The organism is Coprococcus intestinalis, from assembly GCF_023656595.1.
GTDB lineage: Bacteria > Bacillota > Clostridia > Lachnospirales > Lachnospiraceae > Coprococcus_A > Coprococcus_A intestinihominis.
Window position 1 is genome coordinate 177,063 of sequence record NZ_JAMOKJ010000001.1, and the last position, 25,455, is coordinate 202,517.

The 25,455-nt window shown below is 45.2% G+C and carries 22 protein-coding genes and 3 tRNA genes; 4 read left to right on the forward strand and 21 right to left on the reverse strand.

The window, feature by feature from the left end; genetic code table 11:
- Nucleotides 1-59: 59 nt before the first annotated feature.
- Nucleotides 60-731, reverse strand: coding sequence for a cysteine peptidase family C39 domain-containing protein (locus NBH03_RS00775; RefSeq protein WP_015513514.1), 672 nt, complete (start codon nucleotides 729-731; stop codon nucleotides 60-62).
- Nucleotides 732-927: 196 nt separating this feature from the next.
- Here NBH03_RS00775 and NBH03_RS00780 point away from each other — a divergent pair, with 196 nt between their 5' ends.
- Both NBH03_RS00780 and NBH03_RS00785 read left to right on the forward strand, forming a co-directional pair.
- The gene (locus NBH03_RS00780) at nucleotides 928-1,446 is read left to right on the forward strand and encodes a transcription repressor NadR (RefSeq protein WP_250795808.1); all 519 of its coding nucleotides are present in this window, start codon (nucleotides 928-930) and stop codon (nucleotides 1,444-1,446) included.
- A gap of 60 nt (nucleotides 1,447-1,506) precedes the next feature.
- On the forward strand, nucleotides 1,507-2,574 hold the full coding sequence (locus NBH03_RS00785) for a PTS sugar transporter subunit IIC (RefSeq protein WP_117541313.1): 1,068 nt from the start codon (nucleotides 1,507-1,509) through the stop codon (nucleotides 2,572-2,574).
- A 243-nt stretch (nucleotides 2,575-2,817) separates the two neighbouring features.
- Here the strand turns inward: NBH03_RS00785 and NBH03_RS00790 are convergent, their stop codons facing one another.
- Nucleotides 2,818-3,132: a helix-turn-helix domain-containing protein gene (locus NBH03_RS00790; protein ID WP_117526655.1), complete on the reverse strand. Its 315-nt coding sequence runs from the start codon at nucleotides 3,130-3,132 to the stop codon at nucleotides 2,818-2,820.
- 389 nt (nucleotides 3,133-3,521) lie between these two features.
- Here NBH03_RS00790 and sdaAB point away from each other — a divergent pair, with 389 nt between their 5' ends.
- Both sdaAB and sdaAA read left to right on the forward strand, forming a co-directional pair.
- Entirely contained in the window at nucleotides 3,522-4,190 is a 669-nt protein-coding gene (sdaAB, locus tag NBH03_RS00795) for an L-serine ammonia-lyase, iron-sulfur-dependent subunit beta (protein ID WP_015513511.1), read from the forward strand.
- A 17-nt stretch (nucleotides 4,191-4,207) separates the two neighbouring features.
- Complete coding sequence (gene sdaAA, locus NBH03_RS00800; protein ID WP_250795818.1) at nucleotides 4,208-5,077, forward strand: L-serine ammonia-lyase, iron-sulfur-dependent, subunit alpha; 870 nt, start codon at nucleotides 4,208-4,210, stop codon at nucleotides 5,075-5,077.
- 71 nt (nucleotides 5,078-5,148) lie between these two features.
- On the opposite strand, the gene NBH03_RS00805 is transcribed toward sdaAA, so the two are convergent.
- From NBH03_RS00805 to nikB, 19 genes are all read right to left on the reverse strand, one after another.
- Complete coding sequence (locus NBH03_RS00805; RefSeq protein ID WP_250795822.1) at nucleotides 5,149-6,111, reverse strand: MraY family glycosyltransferase; 963 nt, start codon at nucleotides 6,109-6,111, stop codon at nucleotides 5,149-5,151.
- 117 nt (nucleotides 6,112-6,228) lie between these two features.
- Nucleotides 6,229-6,705, reverse strand: a complete 477-nt coding sequence (locus tag NBH03_RS00810) for a COG2426 family protein (protein ID WP_215689614.1) — start codon at nucleotides 6,703-6,705, stop codon at nucleotides 6,229-6,231.
- 141 nt (nucleotides 6,706-6,846) lie between these two features.
- The gene (locus NBH03_RS00815) at nucleotides 6,847-7,797 is read right to left on the reverse strand and encodes a D-2-hydroxyacid dehydrogenase (protein ID WP_215689613.1); all 951 of its coding nucleotides are present in this window, start codon (nucleotides 7,795-7,797) and stop codon (nucleotides 6,847-6,849) included.
- A gap of 419 nt (nucleotides 7,798-8,216) precedes the next feature.
- Complete coding sequence (locus NBH03_RS00820; RefSeq protein WP_227082482.1) at nucleotides 8,217-9,038, reverse strand: GDSL-type esterase/lipase family protein; 822 nt, start codon at nucleotides 9,036-9,038, stop codon at nucleotides 8,217-8,219.
- Nucleotides 9,039-9,050: 12 nt separating this feature from the next.
- Nucleotides 9,051-10,475, reverse strand: a complete 1,425-nt coding sequence (locus NBH03_RS00825; protein ID WP_250795829.1) for an MBOAT family O-acyltransferase — start codon at nucleotides 10,473-10,475, stop codon at nucleotides 9,051-9,053.
- A gap of 120 nt (nucleotides 10,476-10,595) precedes the next feature.
- Nucleotides 10,596-11,351 (reverse strand): amino acid ABC transporter ATP-binding protein, encoded by a 756-nt coding sequence (locus tag NBH03_RS00830; protein ID WP_250795836.1) that lies wholly within the window; start codon nucleotides 11,349-11,351, stop codon nucleotides 10,596-10,598.
- An 11-nt stretch (nucleotides 11,352-11,362) separates the two neighbouring features.
- Nucleotides 11,363-12,013: an amino acid ABC transporter permease gene (locus NBH03_RS00835; protein WP_015513502.1), complete on the reverse strand. Its 651-nt coding sequence runs from the start codon at nucleotides 12,011-12,013 to the stop codon at nucleotides 11,363-11,365.
- 86 nt (nucleotides 12,014-12,099) lie between these two features.
- A complete protein-coding gene (locus tag NBH03_RS00840) occupies nucleotides 12,100-12,996 on the reverse strand; it encodes a transporter substrate-binding domain-containing protein (RefSeq protein ID WP_250795842.1) in 897 nt (298 codons plus the stop codon).
- Nucleotides 12,997-13,144: 148 nt separating this feature from the next.
- Nucleotides 13,145-13,729 (reverse strand): manganese efflux pump MntP, encoded by a 585-nt coding sequence (locus tag NBH03_RS00845; protein ID WP_250795848.1) that lies wholly within the window; start codon nucleotides 13,727-13,729, stop codon nucleotides 13,145-13,147.
- Between the two features lie 632 nt (nucleotides 13,730-14,361).
- Nucleotides 14,362-14,434 (reverse strand) — tRNA-Gly (locus NBH03_RS00850).
- A gap of 26 nt (nucleotides 14,435-14,460) precedes the next feature.
- Nucleotides 14,461-14,531, reverse strand: a tRNA-Gly gene (locus tag NBH03_RS00855).
- Nucleotide 14,532: 1 nt separating this feature from the next.
- A tRNA-Phe gene (locus NBH03_RS00860) sits at nucleotides 14,533-14,605 on the reverse strand.
- A gap of 81 nt (nucleotides 14,606-14,686) precedes the next feature.
- Nucleotides 14,687-18,397, reverse strand: coding sequence for an SNF2-related protein (locus NBH03_RS00865; RefSeq protein ID WP_250795855.1), 3,711 nt, complete (start codon nucleotides 18,395-18,397; stop codon nucleotides 14,687-14,689).
- A gap of 36 nt (nucleotides 18,398-18,433) precedes the next feature.
- Nucleotides 18,434-20,050, reverse strand: coding sequence for a gamma-glutamyltransferase family protein (locus NBH03_RS00870; protein ID WP_331476014.1), 1,617 nt, complete (start codon nucleotides 20,048-20,050; stop codon nucleotides 18,434-18,436).
- 350 nt (nucleotides 20,051-20,400) lie between these two features.
- Nucleotides 20,401-21,183 carry an ABC transporter ATP-binding protein gene (locus tag NBH03_RS00875; protein ID WP_250795856.1) on the reverse strand — a complete coding sequence of 261 codons (783 nt, stop codon included), beginning with the start codon at nucleotides 21,181-21,183 and terminating at the stop codon, nucleotides 20,401-20,403.
- A 14-nt stretch (nucleotides 21,184-21,197) separates the two neighbouring features.
- Entirely contained in the window at nucleotides 21,198-22,055 is an 858-nt protein-coding gene (locus tag NBH03_RS00880) for an ABC transporter ATP-binding protein (RefSeq protein WP_250795861.1), read from the reverse strand.
- 5 nt (nucleotides 22,056-22,060) lie between these two features.
- Entirely contained in the window at nucleotides 22,061-23,644 is a 1,584-nt protein-coding gene (locus tag NBH03_RS00885; RefSeq protein ID WP_250795871.1) for an ABC transporter substrate-binding protein, read from the reverse strand.
- Between the two features lie 50 nt (nucleotides 23,645-23,694).
- On the reverse strand, nucleotides 23,695-24,507 hold the full coding sequence (locus tag NBH03_RS00890) for an ABC transporter permease (RefSeq protein ID WP_015513494.1): 813 nt from the start codon (nucleotides 24,505-24,507) through the stop codon (nucleotides 23,695-23,697).
- The gene (gene nikB / locus NBH03_RS00895; RefSeq protein WP_284703400.1) at nucleotides 24,504-25,439 is read right to left on the reverse strand and encodes a nickel ABC transporter permease; all 936 of its coding nucleotides are present in this window, start codon (nucleotides 25,437-25,439) and stop codon (nucleotides 24,504-24,506) included. The genes NBH03_RS00890 and nikB overlap by 4 nt, the downstream gene beginning before the upstream one ends.
- Nucleotides 25,440-25,455 lie beyond the last annotated feature (16 nt).

Genomic DNA, 25,455 nt, shown 5'->3' on the forward strand with positions numbered 1-25,455 from the left:
TACTGCCCCTGCAGAGTTTTGTACATATCATTCTCCAAAATTGATGATATTGATTCGGTTTATCTGCTCTCGGATGCTTTAGGGCTGAAAAGGAAGTAACGGTCTTTGTTGGCATCCGGTTCTTCCTGCTCCAGCCATTTCTTGAAGTCGCCGTCTGCATAGTATTTGATTTCTCTGTAACGACAGTCTTCTGCCAGAACCTTCATGGTTGTATGAAGGACGTTGCCGTTGACAATGACCTTGTCGCGACGGCCGTCTTCCTGATATTTATCCGGCATTAATGACGGGTCAAGGACTGTGATATGCTCGCCGTCTTCTTCGATACCCACAACAGCGATAAAGTGCCCGCCATGTGAGAATACACCGATATAATCTTCTTCCGGTCTGTCCCCTGCAGAGCATGCAACGGCCATATAGCCTTTCTTCAGATGCGCTCTCAGAAGCTCAGGATCATCTGTGATCACAAGATCCAGGTCAAAGCGTTCTGCAATATACGGTCCAAGGACAGTTAAGTCTGTGCCCGGACTGTGGTTGGCATTGACATTGATGGAAAGTTCCAGACAGTCGATCAATGGGAATTCCCTGCCTGTCATATTCTCAACAACCATACATGAAGCGCAGAGGCCACAGCCCGCATCTCTGACGGTTGTATCTGAACGTCCCAGTTCAGGAAGATCTGTCAGTGTCGGATATGGAACATGGGGATAGTTTGTCTGATTATAGTATCTCATTTTATTATTCACCTCTTCCCCATTATATCATATCTTTTTTCTTTACAAAATATGATTTTAAAGTTATCATATTAGTCATAAGGATTTTGCCCACAGGCATTTCTTCCTGATGCTTGCAGATTGGATTCATATAGATCAGATGCATGCAGATGCTGATGTTTGTCCGGGCAGTACATATACAGGAAGGAGGATTTACATGCAGGAAGGTGAAGCAAGGCGCGAACAGCTTCTGCAGATGCTGAGGGACAGCACAGCTCCTATCTCGGGAAGTGCCCTGGCCCGTTCACTTGGTGTCAGCCGTCAGGTTATTGTTCAGGATATTGCGCTGCTGCGTGCAGTGAATAAGGATATTCTCGCCACAACGAAGGGATATGTTCTGTACAGTCAGCAGACGGAAGCCTGTCACCGGATTTACTGTGTCAACCACAGCGATGATGCCATTGCAGATGAATTGAATACCATTGTTGACAACGGCGGCAAGGTGCTTGATGTCATCATTGAACATGAGATTTACGGGCAAATCACAGCCAATCTCATTCTGGAGAACCGTCGGGATGTGGCAGAATTCTGTGACCGTTTGAAGCATTTCAATGCCAAACCGCTGAATATCATCGCAAGCGGCACCCATTATCACACAGTTGAAGCCCGATCCGAAGCCATGTTGGACAATATCGAATGTGCACTTCGTGAAAAAGGTTACCTTGTTCGCGCATAAGGTCAACCTTTTTATTTGGCAAAACATGACAAGACACATGTGTATACAGGGAGTTTTTCTATGTCAACAATTAAGAAGTTTTTAAATTTGATTTTTATTGACGGTCTGAGCGGCATGGCCCTCGGCCTGTTTTCCACCCTGATTATCGGCACAATCCTCAAACAGGCCGCTGATCTGATCGGCGGCGATTTCGGCTATTATCTGGGTGTTTTTGCCGTTATGGCCCAGCGTCTCACCGGCGCCGGCATCGGTATCGGTGTCGCCTACAAGTATAAATCCTCGACTTATGTCACATTATCTGCCGCTGCCGCAGGTATGATCGGCGCTTATGCAACTGCGATTATCTCCGGTTCCATTCTTTCTGATGGTGCCCTGGTCTACAGCGGTCCCGGCGATCCTCTGTCAGCTTTCATTGCTGCTCTTGCAGGCATTGCTGTTGGTTCTCTCCCTGCCGGCAAAACCAAACTGGACTTATTGATCACCCCTGCTGTCACCATTATCGCGGGCGGTGCAGTGGGCATTATCGTCGGTCCGCCTGTGTCAACGATCATGACACGCCTTGGTGATATCATCAATTGGGGCACGGTTCAGCAACCTCTGATCATGGGCATTGTCGTGTCTGTCATCATGGGTATGGTACTCACCCTTCCCATCAGTTCTGCTGCCCTTGGCATCATCCTCGGACTCTCAGGTCCTGCTGCCGGTGCTGCCACCATCGGATGCTGCTGCCAGATGATCGGCTTCGCTGTTGCCAGCTTCCGTGAAAACGGCGTTGGCGGCCTGCTTGCACAGGGTATCGGCACTTCCATGCTTCAGGTACCGAATATCATCCGCCATCCCCAGATCTGGATCCCTGAAATTCTCTCATCAGCTATTCTGGGGCCAATTGCCATCAGCCGTTTTGTTGGCATGACCAATAATGCCACCGGAAGCGGTATGGGTACATCCGGCCTGGTAGGACAGATTATGACATGGCAGACAATGACGGCCGTTGAAAGTCCGGTTCTCGTCCTGATCAAGATTTTTCTGTTTCATTTTATTCTTCCCGGTCTTCTTACCCTGGTCTTCTCAGAAGCCATGCGCAAGAAAAACTGGATCAAAAGCGGCGATATGAAATTGTCTATTTAATATGATGATACCATGGTCAAAAGGTCAGAAAGCCAATGCAAGCTTGCTTGCAAGAGGATTTTTGACCTTTTGACCCCAACATCATTTGATTCAGAACGCACAAAAAGCGACAGCCTGATCTACACTTTGTATTTCAGGAACTGCCGCTTTTCTTTTCAGTATCGGTTGCATCCGGTTCTCCAAATCTGTATTGCCTACTATCAGACTTCTCGTTTTATTCAGCCAAAAGCACGTATTCCGGAACTAATCCTCATCCCTTAAAATATCTACAATCTTTAACAGCTTTCTCTTCTCATCTGCCGTACACGCACCGTATTTTCTCAGCATCTCTTCATCCATCATTTCATTCTCTGTGGATTCACCAACCAGATATCCCAATGACACATTCAGTACAGATGCCAACTCACATGCCAATGACAGGCTGATATTATTCACTCTGTTATTCTCAATCTTGCTTATATATCCAACACAGGCATCTACAGCTTCCGCCAACTGCTCCTGCGTCATTTTATTCTTCACTCTCAGTTCTTTTACTCTTTTGCCAATCGTCAATTTCACATGCTCTCCGCCTTTTGAAATATAATACAATTATTATATGACTTTAATGCATGTTTTATAATCGAATATAATTCAAGTCCTATGGTAATATATTACATTTTTCAACTACACTATGCTACATATGGGTTGTCGCATAATTTCCACATTATAACCGTGTATCGAATTAGAGAAGTGACAGATATTATTTTTATCGAATCCATAAATTTGATTCATTTAACATTGTATGTTATCCTGTACAAAATCAGAGCTCAACGACAAAAATAATATTTTATCCCTTTACTTCCACTCTACATTTGTGGTACTTTTGTAGATATGACTTACTCAGGCAAAACATTTGACGAAGAAGTCTAACACAACATCCTATTATTTACAGCAGATTGGAGATAACTATGGCACAACTCAGCGCATTTGATGTATTAGGCCCTAATATGATCGGCCCTTCAAGCTCACATACAGCGGGCGCAGCCGTGATTGCTTATCTCGCCCAGAAGATGATCAACGGCCCTATTATAAAAGCAACATTTACGCTGTATGGTTCCTTTGCCCATACCTATTCCGGCCACGGTACAGACCGTGCGCTTTTAGGCGGGTTACTTGGTTTCCATACAGATGACAAACGTATCCGGGATTCTTTCCGAATCGCATCCGAACGCGGCATTGAATATCATTTTATACCGAATGACACCGTCACCGATATTCACCCAAACTCTGTGGATATCCTGATGGAAAATGAAGCCGGAACAACCATGCTTATCCGTGGTGAATCCCTTGGCGGCGGCAAAGTACGTATTTCCAGGATCAACAATGTTGAAGTTGAATTCACCGGTGAATACAGTTCCGTTATTGTGGTACACCAGGATCAGTTAGGTCTTGTTGCGCATATCACTGCCGTTCTCAGCCATTTCGGAGTCAACATTGCCTTCATGCGTCTGTTCCGCGAATCCAAAGGTCAGACGGCCTACACCCTTGTTGAAGTCGACGGAGACCTTCCGAAGGGTATTAAGGAAATGATCTCTGACAATCATTATGTACACGACGTTATGATTATCGAACCATAATCCGGGAGGAACACAACATGGATTTTAAAAAAGCTGCAGAGTTATTATCTCTCTGCAAAGAATATGACAAACCCATCTCTCAGATCATGATGGATCGTGAATGTGAGATGACAGAAAAGCCTCTGGATGAAATCAGATCCAGAATGGCTGTCTCCCTTCAAATCATGAAGGATGCCACCAAAGAAGCCATCAACCAGCCTTCCCAGTCCATGGGCGGTCTGATTGGCGGTGAAAGCAGAAAACTGTCTGACTTGCAGTCCTCCGGGAAAAATATTGCCGGCAATCTGCTTTCCAAAGCGATTGCCTACTCTATGGGTGTGCTGGAAGTCAATGCTTCCATGGGGCTCATCGTTGCCGCACCGACAGCCGGCTCATCCGGTGTTATTCCAGGTGTCCTTCTGGCACTTCAGGAAGAATATGATTTCACCGATGACCAGATCATCGACGCACTCTTCACCTGTTCTGCCATTGGCTATCTTGCCATGCTCAATGCAACCGTTGCCGGTGCCGTCGGCGGATGTCAGGCCGAAATCGGCGTTGCTGCCGCAATGGCCGCTGCCGCTGTTGTCGAGTTGATGGGCGGAACACCGGAACAATGTACAGATGCCGCCTCAACAGTGCTTATGAACATGTTGGGTCTTGTCTGCGACCCGGTGGGTGGCCTGGTAGAATATCCATGCCAGAACCGAAATGCATCCGGTGCATCCAACGCCATTGTGGCCGCTGAAATTTCCCTTGCAGGTATTCACCAGCTGATCCCGCTGGATGAAATGATGGATATCATGTATACCGTCGGAAAAAAACTGCCTGCTGAACTGCGCGAAACGGCCCTTGGCGGATGTGCATTATCCCCAAGTGCCTGCGCAAAATGCAAAATTAAACATTAAATACAGATAGTCTAAAAGACCAGTCCCGTCATTCAACGGAACTGGCCTTTTATATAATAAACGCTATTCTATTACATGATCAGATAAACAACTGCTGCTGAAATCATGATCTGAATGATGGCAAATCTGAACACAGCCTGTGTGTTGGACCATCCCATCACCTTACGGACATGATCATGCAGCGGTGTTCTTGTATTCACAAGAATCCTGATCTTCAGGAAGCGAAGCAACGATACCTTCAGAAGACCGAGACCGCCGTCCAGAATCAGTACAATCGCTACAGGGATATAAATAAATGGGCTTCCCGTCTTCAGGGCTGCAATACTGATGAAAAAGCCCATGGCTCTTGAACCTGCATCGCCCATCATCAGCTTACTCGGTGTTGCATTAAACCAGAGATAAGCCAGAATACAGATGACAAACAGCAAAATCGTATGGGAGAAGACCGGATCCATTCCCTTGATCTGATCCACCATATACAAACTGATCAATGTGATGATCGTCAGCGTACCGGACAGACCATCCACACCATCACTGCAGTTTGTCACATTGATGGATACCCATACAAGAACAACGGTCAGAATACCGAAGATCACCGGAGGGATCGTGATACTGCCGCCGAAGATTGCAAACTCTACAACGTTGCTGTTAAAGTTCAAAAATGTAATGGCAACCATGACCGCAATGGCGAAATCCAGAAGCCCTTTCTTGAGTTCTCCCCAAGGGGCTCTGGAACAATCGTCCAGAAATCCTGTCATCATGGCGGCTGCCAGTAATACAAGGTAAATAATAATCTCTGTATTCAGCTCGCAGAATAAAACAACTGATACGATAAATACAAGGATAAATATAAATCCTGCACCTCTCGGCTTTCCCGCAGACAGGGCACCGTTCACAGCGAACTCTCTTCCCTGATCCTTCGGCAGTCTATCATTGCACTTGACAAGGAGCAGACAGGTCATTATAAAAGCAAATACCAGACCGGCCAGTGCCATTATATTCGCCGGCACACCATTAAACAACATGTTTATCATTAGCTCTTTCCTCTCTCTCATTCTAAATCAGGCCTCTCCGGCATAAAATACATGTCTGCCCGGCAGTCATGCGTCTTATCCGACCCCAGCATATTTCAAAGGCTTCCTTGTAGGTTTCTAGCCAATCAATGCGCCAAGCGCGCCAAAAAGTCCCGCACTTGCAGCTCCCATGATAATACCTGCCAGGAGTACACCGCACATAACAGCCACCACACTGGACTTGAAATCCATATCCAGAAGACTGGCTGCCAGAGTTCCCGTCCAGGCACCTGTTCCCGGAAGCGGAATGCCCACGAATAATAAAAGCGCCACAAACAAACCTCTGCCTGCCTTCGCCTGAAGCTTCTTGCCGCCCTTCTCGCCTTTCTCAAGGCAAAAACTGAAAAATCTGCCGATGACCGGCTTATCAGCTCCCCAGACCAGTATCTTTCTCGCAAACAGAAAGATAAAAGGGACCGGCAGCATATTGCCGATAATGGCTGTGATATAGGCCGGCAAAAACGGAAGTCCTATTCCGGTGGCATAAAGAATGGAGCCGCGGAGTTCAATCAGCGGCACCATTGAAATTAAAAATACAATAATATAATTCATCATCTTTCCTGCACCTCTGCAATTCTACTATAATACCCATCCTACTCAAATCGAACATAAGCTATTCTATCACAAATATGCAGGAAATCAAACCTTTTCATTTAAAGAATCTGCTCTTTAGCTAAATGTAAGCCAAAATGAAGCTTAGCTGACCACATTCTGAGGTCTGCCCTCGTCAAACGCCTGAATATTGGCAGCCAGGATAGACACCAGTCTCTGACGCGTCTCAAGGCCCTTCCAGCCCATATGCGGCGTCAGAATAACATTCGGCATATCATAAAGCGGATTATCCTGTACCGGCGGCTCTGTCTCCTGTACATCCAGACCTGCACCGGCAATTCTCCCCTCTTTCAGCGCTTCGATCAGCGCCGGTTCATCAATAAGGGCACCGCGTCCGGTATTAATAATGTAAGCTGTCGGTTTCATCATGGCAATGGTCTCTTTGTTGATCATATGTCTTGTCTGCGGTGTCAGCGGACAATGCAGACTGATATAATCACTCTGTTTCAGCAATTCTTCCAAGGAGACGTACTTAAGATTATCCTCATCGGCTCTCGGTGTCCTTGTATAAGCAAGTACTTTCATGCCAAGGGCCTGTGCCACCTTGATCACTTCACGTCCAATAGTTCCGGCTCCCACAACACCCAGAACCTTGCCATTGACTTCCACATGGCTGACCTGCATACATTTCGTAAAATTGCTTCGGTCTCCCCTTGCCAGCATTGCCTGCTGGATCTGCATGGAGGAACTGAGATTCAGAATCATCATAATCGCTGTATGGGCCACACGTTCTGTGCTGTAAGCCGGAATATTGCATACCGTAATACCTCTGGCCCTTGCAGCTTCAATATCGATATTGTTGTATCCTGTTCCGGCCTCACAGATCAACTGAACAGAATCCGGAAAACGGGCAATTGTATCGCCGTCAACGGGCATCTCCTTCGTCACAACAACATCCATCCCCTGCACACGTTCAAGAATCTGATCCTGCTCTGTAGAAGCATATTCCTTGACCTCAGATGACAAAACGGACAGATCCAGCTTGCCATCGTAATTCATCCTCTCTGAATTCAAAACAACCGTCTTTAATCCCATAAAAATCCCCCTTTCTGTAAATTCAGATGGTGCAAAATGCTTCCTTGTTCTTCGAAAACATCTAAATTAACAGTTCCCCGCAGGTACGCTTCCGCTGCACAACATCTGCAACGGTACTAAGGCGCTAAAAAACAGCGCCTAAGGACCGGCGATGTTGAACCACCTGCTGCGAACTGTTAATTTAGATGTTTATCCAAGAATAACAAGCGTTTTGCTATTTTCTGAATATCCATAAATCAAGTCATCTCATGAAAATGATTTTCCATATACTTTATTTTAGCAGATTTTATATAAGATTGCCATAGGGAAAGCGGCCGCATTAAATAATAAATCGATTGCGGTTCAAAACTAAAAATGGGATTCCAAAAGAGCAATATTAATACTTATGACCGCAATCATTTCATTATTCAGCGGCCGCCCTATTTCACGCCGTGGCTCAGGATAAATTGCTTCCACGGCTCAATCTTATCCGCCTGCAAATGAACACCATCAAAGGTGGAATCGGCTTTTAATGCACCGTTCTCATCATCCAGAACTTCATTATAATCCAGATAAAAAATCGTCTTGTTGTCCGCCAGTTTTTTAAGCCACTTATTGCGGGCGTTGATTTCTGTATTGTTGATCACTGTACCCTCTGCATCCTTCTCGGCGGATACATGAATAATAGACTCCACGAAGATCAACGCATTCGGCTGAAGTTCCCTGATACGCGCCACAACCTTTTTGAACTGCTGGTAATAGGTTTCCGCTGTACCGGTTCCCAGTTCATTCACTCCCAACATGATATAAACTTTGCCGAACTGTTTATTCTGAAGTTCCTCATCAATGGTCCTGTCTTCATCATCCGGCACCACATCCATGATATCCCAGATGTTAGTTCCAGTCTTAACATAGTACGTCGTATTCTCCCATCCCGCATACATTTTCAATGTATCCGTTCTGGAATCACCGATAAACACCGCATCATCCAGATAACTCTGATCCACATCCGTAAACGGTCCGCCTTTTTTGGCGGCCTGCTGTTCCTTCGTTCCCTGGGCATCCGCTTTCAGCAGTGTCGGATGCTCTGCTGCCTTCTGGGTCCATGTACCAAGGACATCCGCCGCCGTTGCCTTCCCTGTATAATTCTTATAGGCCTCGATCGCACGCTGCCCGCCAAAGTAAGGGCCGCCAATAAGGCAACAGATGATCAAAAGCATCGTCATCGGGTACTTTCTGGCCCAATCGATCCATCCACGCATCCTCTGCACCTCCTAAAATCTGAAATATAAAAACGGATTGCTGGCTGCTGTCTGCATCTTATAGACACACAGACCAAACAGGACAAGGAGAATCAAAATTGTCAGCGGCCTGTTCTTATTCTCACGGTATTTCCCATAAGGCCACGCCGTCGAAAAGATAAAGGCCAACACCAGATAAATACCATACTGCCGTACAGTCTGCTCAAACAGATCCAGATTCATTGTCCAGTAACCGGCATCACTCAAATGTCCGAACATCTGCATCAGATAGGTTTTGACTGCACTCAGATTATCCGATGCAAAAATTACCCATCCGGTCACCACTGCCGGAAATGTGAAACACCATCCGACAACAGGATATTTCTCAAAAAATCTCAGCAAAAACAGCTTTTCTATCATCAACAGGGAAAAATAATACATGCCCCACAGAATAAAGTTCCATCCAGCGCCATGCCATAACCCAGTCAAAGACCAGACCACAAACATATTGAACAACATTCTGACTTTGCCGTGACGGCTGCCGCCGAGAGGAATATAGACATAATTCTTAAACCATCCGCTGAGAGTCATATGCCAGCGACGCCAGAAATCTGTAACAGAAGTCGCCATATACGGATGCCGAAAGTTTCTGGGAATTCGAAATCCCAGCATTTCTCCAAGCCCCATAGCCATCATAGAATAGCCCTGGAAGTCAAAATAAATCTGAAAGGTATATCCCAGTGCTCCCAGCCAGACCATTGGAACAGACGCTGCACTGACACCTGCCGTCTGAACCTGATTCCACAAAGTCCCAAAGGTATTCGCCAACAGCATCTTCAGGCTCAGACCAATGATAAAGGTCTTAATACCATTTTCCATATGGTGCCAGCTCAAAACACGCTTTTTCAGCTGCGCTGACACATCATGATACAATACAATCGGACCGGCGATCAACTGAGGAAACATACTCAGAAAAGCGCCCAGATCAACAAAACGTTCCTCCGGCTTCACTTGACCTCTGTAAACATCAATGGCATAAGCTGCAATCTGGAAAGTATAGAAACTGATGCCTAAAGGCAGCGATACCTCCGGTGCATTCACATGGGGCAGCTTCACACTGCTTCCCCTGTCCGCCAGCCAGACGGCCAGATGATTCCAGTTGGCTACAAAAAAATCCATATATTTAAATATAAACAGCATGCCAAAGCCATACACAAGCATGACCACCAGACAAATCCTCTGACATTTCCGGCTTTTTCCCTGGGAATACCTGGTCAATGCGTAATGGATCACCAGCGAAACAAGAATCAGCCAGAAAAACCGATGTTCACCATAGGCATAAAAAAACAGGCTTCCCAAAAACAGTATCAGGTTGCCATATTTTTCCGGAACAGTATAATAAATCAACAAAAAAATCGGCATAAACAGAAATATGAATTCTATACTGCAAAATAACATCGTCTTACAAATCCTTTCTGTAACTGTTATTTCAAGCCGGACACGCACACAACTTGATCAGCATTGACTATCATACCACTGAATACGCCGAAAAAAAACCTTTTTTTCGCTATTTTTGATTTATGATTCAAATTTGCCAAGGAATTCCTTCATTCGAGGATTTTCTGAATTAAACACATCTTCCGGTTTGCCTTCCTCAACGATCACACCCTTGTCCATGAAAACCACATAATCCGACACATTTTTGGCGAAATTCATCTCATGGGTAACAATGACCATTGTCATCTTTTCTGCTGCCAGATTCTTAATAATCTTCAGGATCTCACCTGTCAGCTCCGGATCCAGCGCAGATGTCGGTTCATCGAAGAACAAAATCTTCGGTTTCATTGCCAGTGCTCTTGCAATAGATACTCTCTGCTGCTGACCGCCGGACAGCTGATAAGGATAGGAATTCTCCTTGTCCTCAAGGCCCATTTTCTTCAAAAGTTCTCTTGCCTCTGCATAAACTTCGGATTTATTTCTTTTCTGCACTCTCAATGGGGCATCCGTAATGTTTTTTATGACGGAATAATGCGGAAACAGATTGAAATTCTGGAAAACAAGTCCATAGTAACTATGGATCTTCTTCAAATCCGCCGCCTTGGCATACACTGCATGTCCGTCCTTGCTGAAAGCCGCCTTATCCCCAAGATAAATAATCTCTCCGTCATCAATGGTCTCAAGCATCGTCGCGCACCGCAGCATGGTAGACTTACCGGAACCGGAGGGCCCGATAATACTCAAAACTTCACCTTCATCCACATGAATAGATATATCTTTCAGGACTTCCTGCCCATCAAAGCTTTTCTTAATATGGTTCATTTCCAGTAAACGCATGGGCTCTCCTCCTATCTGTAATAATCCATTTTCTTTTCAAGATAATCAAAAAATACCGCCACAATCAGATTGAAAATGTAATAAAAAATACCCGCCACAATAAACGGAACAACGGATGACTGGGAAGCCACCAGCTGTTTCGTCACGGTAAATACTTCTGCTACCGCCAATGTAAAAGCCAGAGATGTATCCTTGACCAGGGTAATGGTTTCATTGGCTACCGGCGGAATAATCCGCTTGATGACCTGAGGCATCACAATATAGGCAAATGTCTGTGTTTTGCTGTATCCCAGCATTCTGGCCGCCTCATACTGACCAACCGGAATCGCTGCAATGCCGGATCTGTAAATCTCTGCAAAATAAGCGGCATAATTTAAAGCAAAGCCGATCAGGACAGCTTTCAGGCGGTAAGATGGCGTGATCTGCATCCCGAAAATAAAAAAAGGGCCAAAATATACAACAAGCAACTGCAGCATCAATGGTGTACCACGCATGACAGAAATATAAAATTTGGCAATCACTGACAATATCGGATTCTTTGACATACGAATCAGGGCCAGACCAAGACCGAGAATCAGCGATGTAATCAGTGTAACAAAAAAGATTTCCATCGTGATACCCATACTGCCAAATAACTGTTGGACAATCTGCATGACCGTCATTCTCATTTCCTCCTTTATAAGAGCAAAAGAACTGCCACAAAATCAATTGATGAATTTTGTAGCAGCCAAGATGCTCTATTCAATTCTTATTCATTGTCACTAATACAGATATTGGCTGTATTGATGGATGGATACTTCGCTGCAATCTTATCTACAGTGCCGTCTTTCTCCATTTCAAGTAATGTAGACCATACCTGATCTCTCAATTCATCATTGCCTTTCTTAAAAGCAATGCCATACTGTTCCTGTGAAATCACATCATCAAGGATCACAATATTGTCATTCTGGGCCTGCTTCGTCAGTGCAACACCTTCATCCATGGCAACGGCATCTGCGGAACCTGCTTCAAGCTCCATCAGCGCGCTCTCATAATCCGGTACCTGTGTCAGGCTGCCGAAAGAATCTGCCAAAGCCTTGATATCTGTGTTTTCTTCATCCTGAAGTGCTGCCAGTGCTGAAGAATCCGCCTGAACAAGGACATTCTTGCCTGCAAGATCAACTGCCTTTTTGATGCCGCTGTTCTTGTTCACTGCAAATACCTGTGTATTGTTGATATAAGCCGGTGTCCATGTATAATCATCTTCACGGCCATTCATCGTAAAGCCGTTCCAGATACAGTCAATGGAACCTCCATTTAATTCGATATTCTTGGCATCCCAGTCGATTGGTGTCTTCACAAGTTCCCAACCATTTCTGTCACAGACTTCCTGCGCCAGGTCCAGGTCAAAGCCGACATACTCGCCATTCTCCTGATAACCATATGGCGGGAAGCTGGCATCAAAGCCAACGGTAAATGTCTTGCCATTACCGGCCGTCTCAGTACCGGCAGCCTCGGTTCCGGCAGTTTCCGTTCCCACTGCCTCCGTGCTTGCCGCAGCACTTTCTGTTGTTGACTTCGCGCCTGTATCACTGCTTCCACAGCCTGTTAACAAACATCCCATGGCTAATACTGCAGCCATGCATAAAGCTAAACCCTTTTTCATAAATGCCTCCATCTTACGTTTTCACGATTCATTTTCTTTACTCTACTAACGTGCTATCATGATAACATACGAATATGTTTTTGTCAAGAAAAGCAAAACGCATTTCTACCAGTTCTGAAAAAAACACCAATTGTCTTTTCAAGCAATTTCAAAATACATTGCTGATGAAAATTTCCAGACCTATACCGATCAAAATCACACCGCCCAATATCTGCGCTTTGCCTGCCAGCTTTATTCCGAATTTACGGCCAATGAACAGCCCTCCAATACAAATAAGAAATGTGACAGCTGCAATGATCAGGGAACAGACCAGAGCCATCAGCCAGTCATATTCAGCAATCGTAAATCCTACGGACAGTGCGTCAATGGATGTGGCTACCCCCTGGACCATCAATGCCCAGAAGCCCACGCCGGTTTCCTCCTCCTCACTGTCCCTGGGACAGACACTCTCATAGATCATATGTCCGCCGATATATCCCAACAAGATAAGTGCGATCCACGGAATAAATTTTTCAAATGCTGAAAAGTATTCTACGATCATATGGACACATATCCACCCGACCATCGGCATCAACGCCTGAAATACACCGAAAGTCCCAGCAATCCCCAGCATCTTTCTCTTCTTCATATTCGGCTCATTCAAACCATTCGCCATGGACACAGAAAAAGCATCCATCGCAAGTCCTACACCCAGCAAAATACTATTGACCACAAAAGCCAAACTCCAGCTCATACTAACCTCCCAATTTTTCTCTTAATTAATCCTATGACGACATAAAAAAAGTATAGTCCATCGACTATACCTGTCATTTATTCTGTATTCACACAAGACGCACGTATAGCCTGTCAGTTATACATGAGTCTCGCTATTTAAAACAAGCCAGGCCAATGGCCAGTATGTTGACTTGTTACGCTGAAAAACGCGCCTGCTACTCCCTCATCTCTTATAAAACTAAAAAAACACAATCCTGCACCGACCGAAGTGGAACGAAGATACGAACCGTTCGAGTCCGGCGGAGTCCTTCATTGCGCGAGACGGGGTGCTGGAAGTCCATTGGACTTCCGTTAGCACCGACCGGAGCAGAGCGGAGACCTCGAACGTTCGAGTCCGGCGGAGTCCTTCATTGCGCGAGACGGGGTGCTGGAAGTCCATTGGACTTCCGTTAGCACCGACCGAAGTGGAACGAAGATACGAACCGTTCGAGTCCGGCGGAGTCCTTCATTGCGCGAGACGGGGTGCTGGAAGTCCATTGGACTTCCGTTAGCACCGACCGAAGTGGAACGAAGATACGAACCGTTCGAGTCCGGCAGGACTCGTTTATATACAAAAGGTATCCTTTTAGGATACCTTTTGTATATAAGAAGAGCGCGAGACGGGACTCGAACCCGCGACCCCGACCTTGGCAAGGTCGTGCTCCACCAACTGAGCCACTCGCGCATAATAAATAAAATATTCATTTTCAAAGCAGGTGATGGGAATCGAACCCACGTATTCAGCTTGGAAGGCTGATGTTCTACCATTGAACTACACCTGCGTGCCCAGAACCGGAATCGAACCAGTGACACGAGGATTTTCAGTCCTCTGCTCTACCGACTGAGCTATCTGGGCTTACCGTCGCTCGTTTGCACCAGCGACGCTATTAATAATACCTTATAGTGAAAGATTTGTCAACAGTTTTTTTTAAGTTTTTTATATTTTCAATAGTGCCATCAATTCATCCTTTGTCAACGCAGACAGACCGCCCATCTCACCGCTGAGGATCTCATCTGCCAGCTGCTTCTTCGCTTCCTGCATTTCAAGGATTTTCTCCTCAATAGAATTTTTGGCAATTAATTTATACACAGTAACAATATTCTTCTGCCCAATTCGGTGTGCCCTGTCTGTTGCCTGATTCTGCACCGCCAGATTCCACCATGGATCATAATGAATGACCACATCCGCCCCGGTCAGATTCAGTCCGGTTCCGCCTGCCTTCAGTGAAATCAAAAATACAGGCACGGTTCCCTCATTAAAATCACGTACCAGCTCAATTCGTTTCTCCTTGGCTGTCTCGCCGGTGATCTTATACCATTCAATATGGGCCGCTTTCAAATCCTGTTCCAGCAATTCCAGCATCGATGTAAACTGTGAAAAAATCAGCATACGATGGCCGCCTTCAATAGCCTGGCTAATCAGTTCCATACAAGCTTCACGTTTGGCTGAACCGCCGTCATACGCCTCATAAAGCAGTGACGGATCACAGCACACCTGTCTGAGTCTCGTCAGCTCAGCAAGAATCTTCAGTTTATTCTGAACAAATTCCGCATCCGCCTGTTCCTCCAGCATAGCCTGCATATGAACAACCTGTCCGTCATATAACTTCTGCTGTTTTGTATCAAAAGCCGCATAACATACTTTTTCCAGTTTGTCCGGCAGATCTTTCAGCACATCTTTCTTCAGACGCCGCATAATAAAGGGCGCTGTCATCCTTCTGAGATTGTCCGAAACATGCTTGTCCTGATTTTTGACGATCGGCATTTCAACATTCTTTTTGAAATCTTCATATGTATACAGGAATCCCGGCATCAGATAATCAAAAATACTCCACAGTTCACTTAAACGGTTCTCAATCGGCGTACCGGTCAGCGCATACCGAACCTGACTATGGATCAACTTCACCGCTTTTGCCGCAGCCGTTGTATGATTTTTAATGTACTGTGCCTCATCCAGTACCTGCCCCCGGAACTGACACCCTTCATATTCATGGATATCCCGTTTCAGCAGATCATAAGAAGTGATCAGAACATCCCACTCCTGATAACGGCTGATTTTCTCTTTTCGCTCTTTCTGTGTTCCAGTCAGCGTCTCGGCATTTAACGCAGGTGCAAAACGTGCCAGTTCTTCTTTCCAGTTATAAACAAGAGAAGCCGGACATACAACCAGAGAGGTGCCTTTTTGTCCCTCCCGTTTCCATACCAGAAATACCGCAATCATCTGAAGTGTCTTGCCGAGACCCATATCATCTGCCAGAATGCCGCCAAAACCGCCACTTTCAACCGTACGCAGCCACTTATACCCCTCTGTCTGATATTGGCGCATCGTATCCTGAAGCGTTTCCGGTACTTCATAATCTGAATCCGTCACCGTCTTGAAATCTTTGACCAGCTTTCTGAAATGACTGTCTCTTTTCAGATAAATACCGCTGCTTTGCTCCAGCATTTTGTCCAGATACAGCGCCCGGTAAACCGGCAGCTGCATCTTTCCCTGCACAAATTCCTTTGGTGACAAATGCAATGCATCCATCATCTGTCCGAGGATTTCCACACTATCCTCTTCAATATTAACAAAATCACCGTTTTTCAGACGAAAATATTTTTTCTTTCTGCGATAGCTATTCAAAACCTCCAAAAGCTCTTCATTGGTCATGTCATCCAGCGTAATAGACAAATCCATCAATCCGCTTTCCATGGAAACACCCACAGATACCTTCGGCATCCGTCGAATACTGAGTCGTTTAAAACGATCTGTACTGTTGACTTCCCCCAAAGTCATCAATGCTTCAATTCCCTGATCCAGAACCTGATAAATCAGTGCTTCTTCCCGTCCGCAATGAAAGACCGATCCGCTCTCATCTACTTCAGGGAAATACTGCATCACCTGATCTATAATCTCATGTTCCTTAAAAAGATCACGAAAATCCTCTGCCGAACCCCCACGACATGTCACATCTACAGTGTTCTCACCATAAACAGCCTTAATCTCGCAGGTCAGATTTTCTTCTTCCGCATCCAGATAAAAGGCAAACTTTGCTTCCGGCGGCAGATACTGCAGGATATCCCTGCTTTCAGCACCTTTTACGCTGCCATACTTCTTAAATTCAGGCAGAAACCGATAGTAAAAATCCGCAAGATGCTTTCTGCCGATATTAAATTGAATTTTCCCGCTGTCATTCGACATATTATATAGAGGCAGTAGACCTTCTATAGCTTCCCGCTCTGTTCTGCACAGCACTATTTTTTCACGATGATCTTCAAGGAAATAAACAGCCTCTGTTCCCTCCATGACTTCGTTTATTTTGCATGAAACATGAATGCCGTCAAATTGATTTCCTGCATCCGCCAGCCGGCTCACTGTCATTGTCATGTTCGGCACGCCATCTGCACATTCAAGATAAACTTTCTTTCTGCCTTGTGACGTCCATTTGGAACATTCTGGCTTTCTGTCCCTGATCAAACTATAAATCTGGTCAAGATCGGTTCCAGACAAATCGATATTCCCTTTAATTTCTTCTTCCATCGAATAGTAACTGCGTGTCCGATTGCGGCGCATTCTCTGCTGCTGCTCTTTAATCTGTCTTTTAATAAAAGCATAATACTTCTCAGAAGTCTCTTCCAACCGGCAGCCGGCAAAACTGATCCTTGTTGTTTTACCGAAAGCTACTGTATCTCCGCGCTCCATCTGCCCGACAAACTCCGTCAGATCTTTGATCACATACATTTTCCCTGTGCCAACCTTGAAAGATACCGCCAGACCACCTGACAGACACTCAAACCTTGGTTCCAGATAAAGCGTTTGCTTGTCAGAAACGGACGTATTTGAACTGTTTTTGACATATCTTTGCTGATAAACCCCCAGAATCTGCTTTCCTCGCAAATCTGTCGCATCCCCCGGTCTGTGTGCGATCAGATAATCTTCCATGAGATACATAAGCGCTGCCTCATGGACACAAACATTGCCATAACTATACGCTCTATATCCCTCTCCGGGAGCCGTATAAGATCCTCTGCATCCTCTGACATAACACAGTGCCTGTTCAACACGGTCCTTAGAGCAAAGGACCTGAACCGCATAACCATCATTTCCTTTTGTAAGATATCTGCCCTCTGCATGCAGAATAAGCTTCGAATCACCGTACCAGCCCAAATACCCCGTTTGAATATCATCAAGGACAATCTGCTTTTGCTCTGCCAGTCTTTTGGCCTTCTCCCATATACTCCTTGACAATTCCAGTTTTTGAGCAGCCATATTCAGATCAAAATAATTATATTCCGTCTGGGCTGCCAACTTTTTGAAAATGACTTTATCTTCCCTATCCATTCTCTGCTGTGCCAGCTCTAATTCTGTCTGAACATCATTTTCCTTTTGATCTGCTTCCACCGCATACAAAAGCGCCGCCATATGTTTGCAATTCTGGCCGTTATATGCATAAAGGCAGGAACACTCCATGTCTTCAATATCTCCGTCTTCTCCCATCCGAGCGATGACATTGTAGCTCCTGCTGCCTTTAACAGCCGCAAACCATTCGTGATCACGATGTGTCAGCCCCTTGACTCTTCCCTCATGGTAATACTGTCTTCCCCTTGAAAGAATGGTGCTGTTAAAATACTTTTTCCAGTCCGTCATTTTTATGCTTTCTTCCACCTCTTATTATCTCTTACCTTAACCAACTGTCAGCTTCTACCAGGCTGCTACAGCGCCGCCGGCTCTTGGTTCTGTTGCCCCGGTCAGTATGCCATTCTCATCTCTGAAGATCAACTGTCCCCGGCCAAAATCCATGCTGTCTGTGGCCACCGTCACATGATGTCCTCTGGCTTTTAATCGACCTGCCATATCCATCGGAAAGCCCTGTTCAATCTCAATATTCATATCACCTGTCCACTGCCATCTCGGGGCATCCAGTGCCTCCTGGGGATTCATATGAAAATCTATGAGATTCATCATCACCTGTACATGCCCCTGAGGCTGCATAAAACCGCCCATGACACCAAAAGGGCCGATGGCTTTGCCATTTCTGGTCAGAAATCCCGGGATAATGGTATGATAGGTTTTCTTATGCGGACCGACACAATTGGCACTTTCCGGGTCCATATAAAAATTGAATCCTCTATTCTGAAGTGCAATGCCTGTTTTCGGCACTACAATCCCTGAACCGAAATTGCAGTAATTAGACTGAATAAAACTGACCATATTGCCTGCGCCGTCCGCTGTGCACAGATAAATCGTACCGCCGCTGGCAGGATTCCCGTACTGCGGTTTTGCTGCACGCTGACCAATATTGGCCGCACGGTAAGCAGCATAGACTTTCGACAGCATTTGCTCCGTCGTTACTTTCATACTTCGGGGATCTGCAATATACTGCTGCCCATCCGAATAGGCCAGTTTCATGGCCTCCAACTGCCTGTGAACCACTTCTTCACTGTCATGGCCGGCCGCAAACTGCATACATTCCATGATATTCAAAGCCATCAGTGCAACAATGCCGTGACCGTTCGGCGGTATTTCCCACACATCATAACCTCTGTAGGAAGTGCTCACTGGCTGTACCCATTCGGCCTCATAGGCTACCAGATCCCCTTTTCTCAAATAACCGCCGGTTGTCCTTGAATAGCTGTCTATTTCATCCGCCAGGCGGCCTCTGTACAGGCTCTCGCAATCCGTTGCCGCCAATTCCCTGAATGTCTCCGCATGGGCTTTGGATGACCAGATCTCTCCGGCCCGGGGTGTATGACCATCCGGGGCAAAGACTTTCCTCCATTCCTCAAACAATTCAGGTGAAAGGCTTTCTTCATAATCATCCCATGCCTGACGCCACATTTTGGAGATCACCGGCGTCACCACATAGCCCTCCTCCGCATAGCGAATCGCCGGTTCAAAGATCTTCTCCCAGGATAATGTTCCGAACCGGTCATGCAGTTTCTTCCATCCGGAAACAGCTCCCGGGACTGTCACAGGTTCCCAGCCGAACTTCGGCATCTGTTCATAGCCTTTATCCATCAACGCCTCTCTCGTCAGCAAAGCCGGCGAAAAACCGCTGGCATTAAGTCCATAAAGCTTCCCGTCCATCCAGACCTGTGCAAAAGCATCACTGCCGAAGCCATTGGATGTAGGCTCCAGCACGATCATGCAGGCTGCCGTGGCCAACGCCGCATCCACCGCATTACCTCCGGCCTTGATAATATCCAGTCCGGCCTGAGCCGCCAGCGACTGAGATGTACATACCATGCCCTTTCGCCCGTAGACTACCTCCCGCCTGGATGGGTACTTATAATTCAAAACATCATAACAGAAATTCACGAAAATCCATCCTTTCGTTTCACGGTAATGGCACCTTCTCAGTCTTTTAAAGCCATCAAAAATGCTTTATATTCTGCAATTACCTATGAATCAAACTAACACAATTATCAAGCTATGCCCAAAATTCCTCTGCATATAGTCCCATTATACCGTCCATATACTGTTCTGACAACAAATGAATTCGTAAAAAAAGAACACCGTACATGCAATCAATACACTTTCATGTACCGATATCAATGTAAGCGATGTTCTTAAAGTTTTTGTAACTGTTCAGAGCCAACCTCCAAAATGCTACGCATTTTATACCTGCTTTTTGAAATTTTGCCTGGCTCTGAACAGTTACAAATTTTCTATATAATATCCAGCACTGACTTCATCAGCAATCTTGTATATGGATGTTCTGCTTTCTCATACATTTTCCTGCCTCCCGGCAATTCTTCCACTAACTGTCCATCATGCAGGACACAGACCCGATCACAGATACCGCCTACCAGTGCAAGATCATGGGAAATAAAAAGCATTGCCATCCCCATCTCTTTTTTCAGTGAAAATAAAAGCTGCATAATTTGTGCCTGAATCGACACATCCAATGCACTTGTCACTTCATCGCAAATAAGTAGCCTCGGTGATCGAATAATCGCACGCCCAATAGCTGCCCTCTGGCACTCTCCACCACTCAGCTCTCTGCATTTCTTTTGATAGTAAGATGCGGATAGTCCCACAAGATGCATGGTCTCCAACACCTTCTCTTTTAACTTTTTCTGATCTGAAGCTAATCCTCGACTGTAATATCGAATACCTTCTGCAATACCTTCTCCTACACACATATTAGGCGGGAAAGACTGCCAGGGATTCTGAAATACCACCTGTATATCCCTATACAAATCATGCCGTTCCTTTTTTGACATGTCTGCCAATTCTTTTTCATTAGACATCAAATGGATACTTCCGTCATACCCTGTCAGAAAATTTCCTATCAATGAGCCAATTGTACTTTTACCACTGCCGCTCTCTCCAATCAGGCCAAGGCACTCCCCTTCATCAATATCAAAAGAAATATTCGATACAGCCTTTTTCTGTCCACAATTTTCTCTATAACTATAACTGAGATTTCTAATTTCTGCTATTTTCATATCTCCTATGCCCTTTACACCATCAATGCCCAGTGTGTCTCAGAATACCAGACTTTGTTCTTCCAACCTTTCATCTGCGGTGTTTCCTGATATTGCGGAAGAATGCCATTCATGGTCGGAATCGCACGAATCAATTCTCTGGTATATGGATGCTGTGGATTTTTCAACAATTCTGTCTTTTTGCCCCATTCTACCAGGTGGCCATGATGCATCACGCCGACTTTATCCGCCATATATGCGACAACTCCCATATTATGCGTCACCATCAGCATTGTCATATGCAATTTTTGACGCATATCCAATATCATATCCAATGTTTGCTTCTGTACAACCACATCTAAGGCACTCGTAGGCTCATCAGCCAGCAAAAACGCCGGTTCATTAACAACAGCCAACGCAATAGCCACCCGCTGCGCCATGCCGCCGCTTAATTCAAAAGGATATTTTGAAAGAATGGTTTCCGGCTCCCTGAATCCAAGCATTCCAAGTAGGCTTTTTGCTGTCTGCTCTGCCTCCTGCACATTGACTTTCCTATGTACATTCATAGCCTCGTAAAACTGACGATGAATGGTCTGAGTGGGATCAAAAGAACTCTCCGGCTGCTGAAAAACCATAGCAATACGGGAGCCTCTCAGCTCCCGGTATTGTTTTTTGTTCAGTTGACACAAATTGACCCCCTGAAAGACAATATTTCCTTTAGTAATACGCCCTTCTTCACCCAAAAGGCCCATGATACTGCGCACCAGAGTACTTTTCCCACTGCCGCTCTCTCCCACAATCATCACAATTTCTTCCTGAGCAACCTGAAGATCGACATCATGCAGTATTTCTTTTTCTCCGTAATTCACATAAAGCTGTTCAACTGAAAGCATATGTTTTACTCCGCAATATCCAATGTATTCGTAATCAGATAATACTCAGATGGATTCACATCCACACCCGTTACTTTATTGTTATAAACAATAAGCAGCTGCTGGCTGGCAATAAAAGCATCCGGGCAATCATCTACAACTTTCTGAGTCAGATCTTTGACGATTGCATCTCTTTCAGATGTATCAAAGGTAGTTTCCAGTTTCTGTGCATCCGCATCTACATCTGAATTACTGTAATGGCCATAATTATCAGTGCCATCTGATACAAACAACATATTGATCAGATACTGAGCATTACCTGTTGGTGCAAGGGCATAACTCAAAGCTGCAATATCAAAGTTTCCGTCCTGAAGTACATCATCCAGTACATCATAAGTCTCAATACTTAACTTAATTCCAATTGCTTCCAGCTCCGGCTGCAGCATATCTGTCATTTGCAGTAAACCTGTGTTGTAGCTGTATGTAACCAGTTTTAATTCCAGAGGTTTTTCCGGTGTGTAACCTGCAGCTTCTACCAGTGCTTTGGCTGCTTCTGTATCGTACTTATCAACAGAAAGATTAATGCCATCCGTACCGCCATAACTCAATGTATCCGGATAAATGCCATAGGATGGTTTTGCATATCCTGCAAATACAACATCTGCATAGCCCTCACGATCAATACACATACTGATGGCTTTACGAATATTCACATCCTTCAATGCTTCTGATTCAAGATTGAACTGAAGGAACTGGGATCTTGTTGATGTTGCTGCACCAATTGTATAGGTATCTGTATCAGAGAAAAGTGAAGCACTTGCTGCCGGCAGCTGTGCAATCATATCAATTTCTCCATTCTGAAGTGCCATATTTAACGCATCTACATCATCCATAATTTTCAGTTCAATATGATCAATTGCCGGTTCTCCGCCCCAGTAATTGCTGTTTTTGTCCATCTTTACTTCTGTCATAGCTGTGAAAGCAGTCGCCACGTAAGGTCCTGTACATGATGCCCCAAGTTCAGGATCAATCTCACTTTCCGCGTCATAAACACCAAACATCGGATCACAAAGATCATTCAAAATTGTAGGATTCGCTTCTGGTGTATGAATCGTCAATATCTGGCCGTCAGCCTCCATGGAATCAATTTTCAGTGTACTGGCCGCCCGGGTATTATTGCTATAGGTTCTTTCAAAACACTTCTTTACAGCTTCTGCAGTAACGGCATTGCCATTGGAAAATGTGATGCCATCCTTCAAGGTGAATACCCATGTTGTATCATCCGTATTCTCATAGCTGTCAACCAGCCATGGCTGAGGTGCCAGATTATCATCTAATCTGAACAAGTTCTCACTAATACCATAAATGGACATAATCCATCCATCCCAGTTGTTCGCAGGATCCAGACTCTCTGCGCCGAAAAATCCTGTTGTTGCACCGGCTTTCAGTGTTTTCTCACCATCACCTTCAGAAACAGCACTCTCAGCTGCTGTTTCTGACGCACTTGTCTCCACCGCCTTTGTTTCATTGCTCCCACCATTACTGCCGCAGGCCACAAGGCTAAACACCATTGCTGCTGTCACAGCAATCGTTAATAATTTCTTTTTCATTTGATTACTCCTTGTTCTTTTTTATATAAATTTAAAATGTTACCCTTTTATTACCCTTCATCAATCACATCACGAAGTGCATCTCCCAATAAATTGAATATAACAACTGTAACCAACAGCGCCAGCCCCGGAAATACAATACACCATGGCGCCTGTTGGATAAATGTTTTCGCCTCGCTCATGGTGGCTCCCCACTCCGCTGTTGGTCTGGACGGCCCCAGCCCAAGAAACGATAAACCGGCCATACTCAGTATAAAACTGCTGACATCCAGAGCAGCCGTCACAATAAGCGGTGAAACCATATTCGGCAGTATATATTTAAAAATAATTGCCGTCGGTCCTGCACCGCATATTTTTGCTGCCCTTATATACTCAGAATCTCTGATTGACAAAACCAGGCTTCGGGACAGTTTTGCATAAGTGATCCAATAAACAGCCCCCAGCGCCAGCACACTGTTTTTTAAGCCTGTTCCCAGCATTCCGGCTACTGCAACTGCCAGAATAAAATTCGGAAAAGCCTGAAAAACCAATGTAATCTTCATTAATATCCGATCCACAATACCACCGGCATATGCTGCTGTAACACCAACTGCCGTTCCGATAATAAATACAGCAAGAACGGCAAGAACAGCCGCATAAAGGGATGTCGCTGCGCCATAAAGAATTCTGCAGGCAACACACCTTCCCAGATTATCTGTCCCAAAGATATACTCTCTGCAGGGTGCCTGAAAAGCCTGACGCACATTGGTACGAAATGGTTCATGAATCAAATGCCCCCGCACGATCCATGCGCCCAGCAAAAGGCCTGCACAAAGTACCATCAGAATTATCAGTCTGAACTTGATCATTTTTTTCTTTTTCATTTCTGTCTCCTCCTGCCTGTCCTCGGATCCAGCAAAGGATACAGAAATTCAATCAGATAATTGATACTCAGATAAATAACTGCCATCCAGACAACATAACTCTGTATCACCGGATAGTCTCTGGCTGTAATCGCATCTACTGCCAATTTGCCGACTCCCGGCCATGAAAAAATACTTTCCACAATTGTTGTACCACCAAGCATACTGCCAAAAGATATCCCGATCAAAGTCACTAATGGGCCTCTGCAATTACGCAGTACGTGTCCAAATAAAATCTGCCGTTCAGACATACCTCTTGCCCTGAGGCCATCTATATAGGATCCCTGCATTTCTTTTCTGATAATGGCTCTCACCTGACGTATATACCAGGCTGACAAGGTCAATGCCAACGTCAAAACCGGCATAACAAGTCCTTTCAGACTAAGACTTCCGATCACCGGAAATATTTTTATCTTTAAAGACAAAAAATACATCAGTAAAAGCGCCAGAAAAAAAGACGGAAGCGAAGCAAATAGATAAGTCACCATCTGAATCAGGCGATCTGCTTTGCCGCCTGCATACCACGCACACCAAGTACCTAAAGGAATAGAAAGCAGCATTGTAACCCCAAGTGCTGTCACTGTCAGAATAAGTGTTCCCGGAATCTTTGCTGTCATTTCACTTAATACCGGCCGATTGGACTTATAAGAAGTGCCCATATCACCCTTGCATAAGTCCATCAGCCAATCACCATACTGAACAATCATCGGTCGGTCAAGTCCCAGCTCATGCCGGGTGGACTGCAGCGCTTCCTCACTGGCTTTTACCCCCTGATTATTCAATAGTATCTGTGCCGGATCTCCCGGAGACAGATAAGACAGGAGAAACGATAAAAATGTAATGCCTATGATCAACAGGCAAAAGCCTCCCGCCTTTTTTATCAAAAATTTCATAAATTTGCCAAAACCT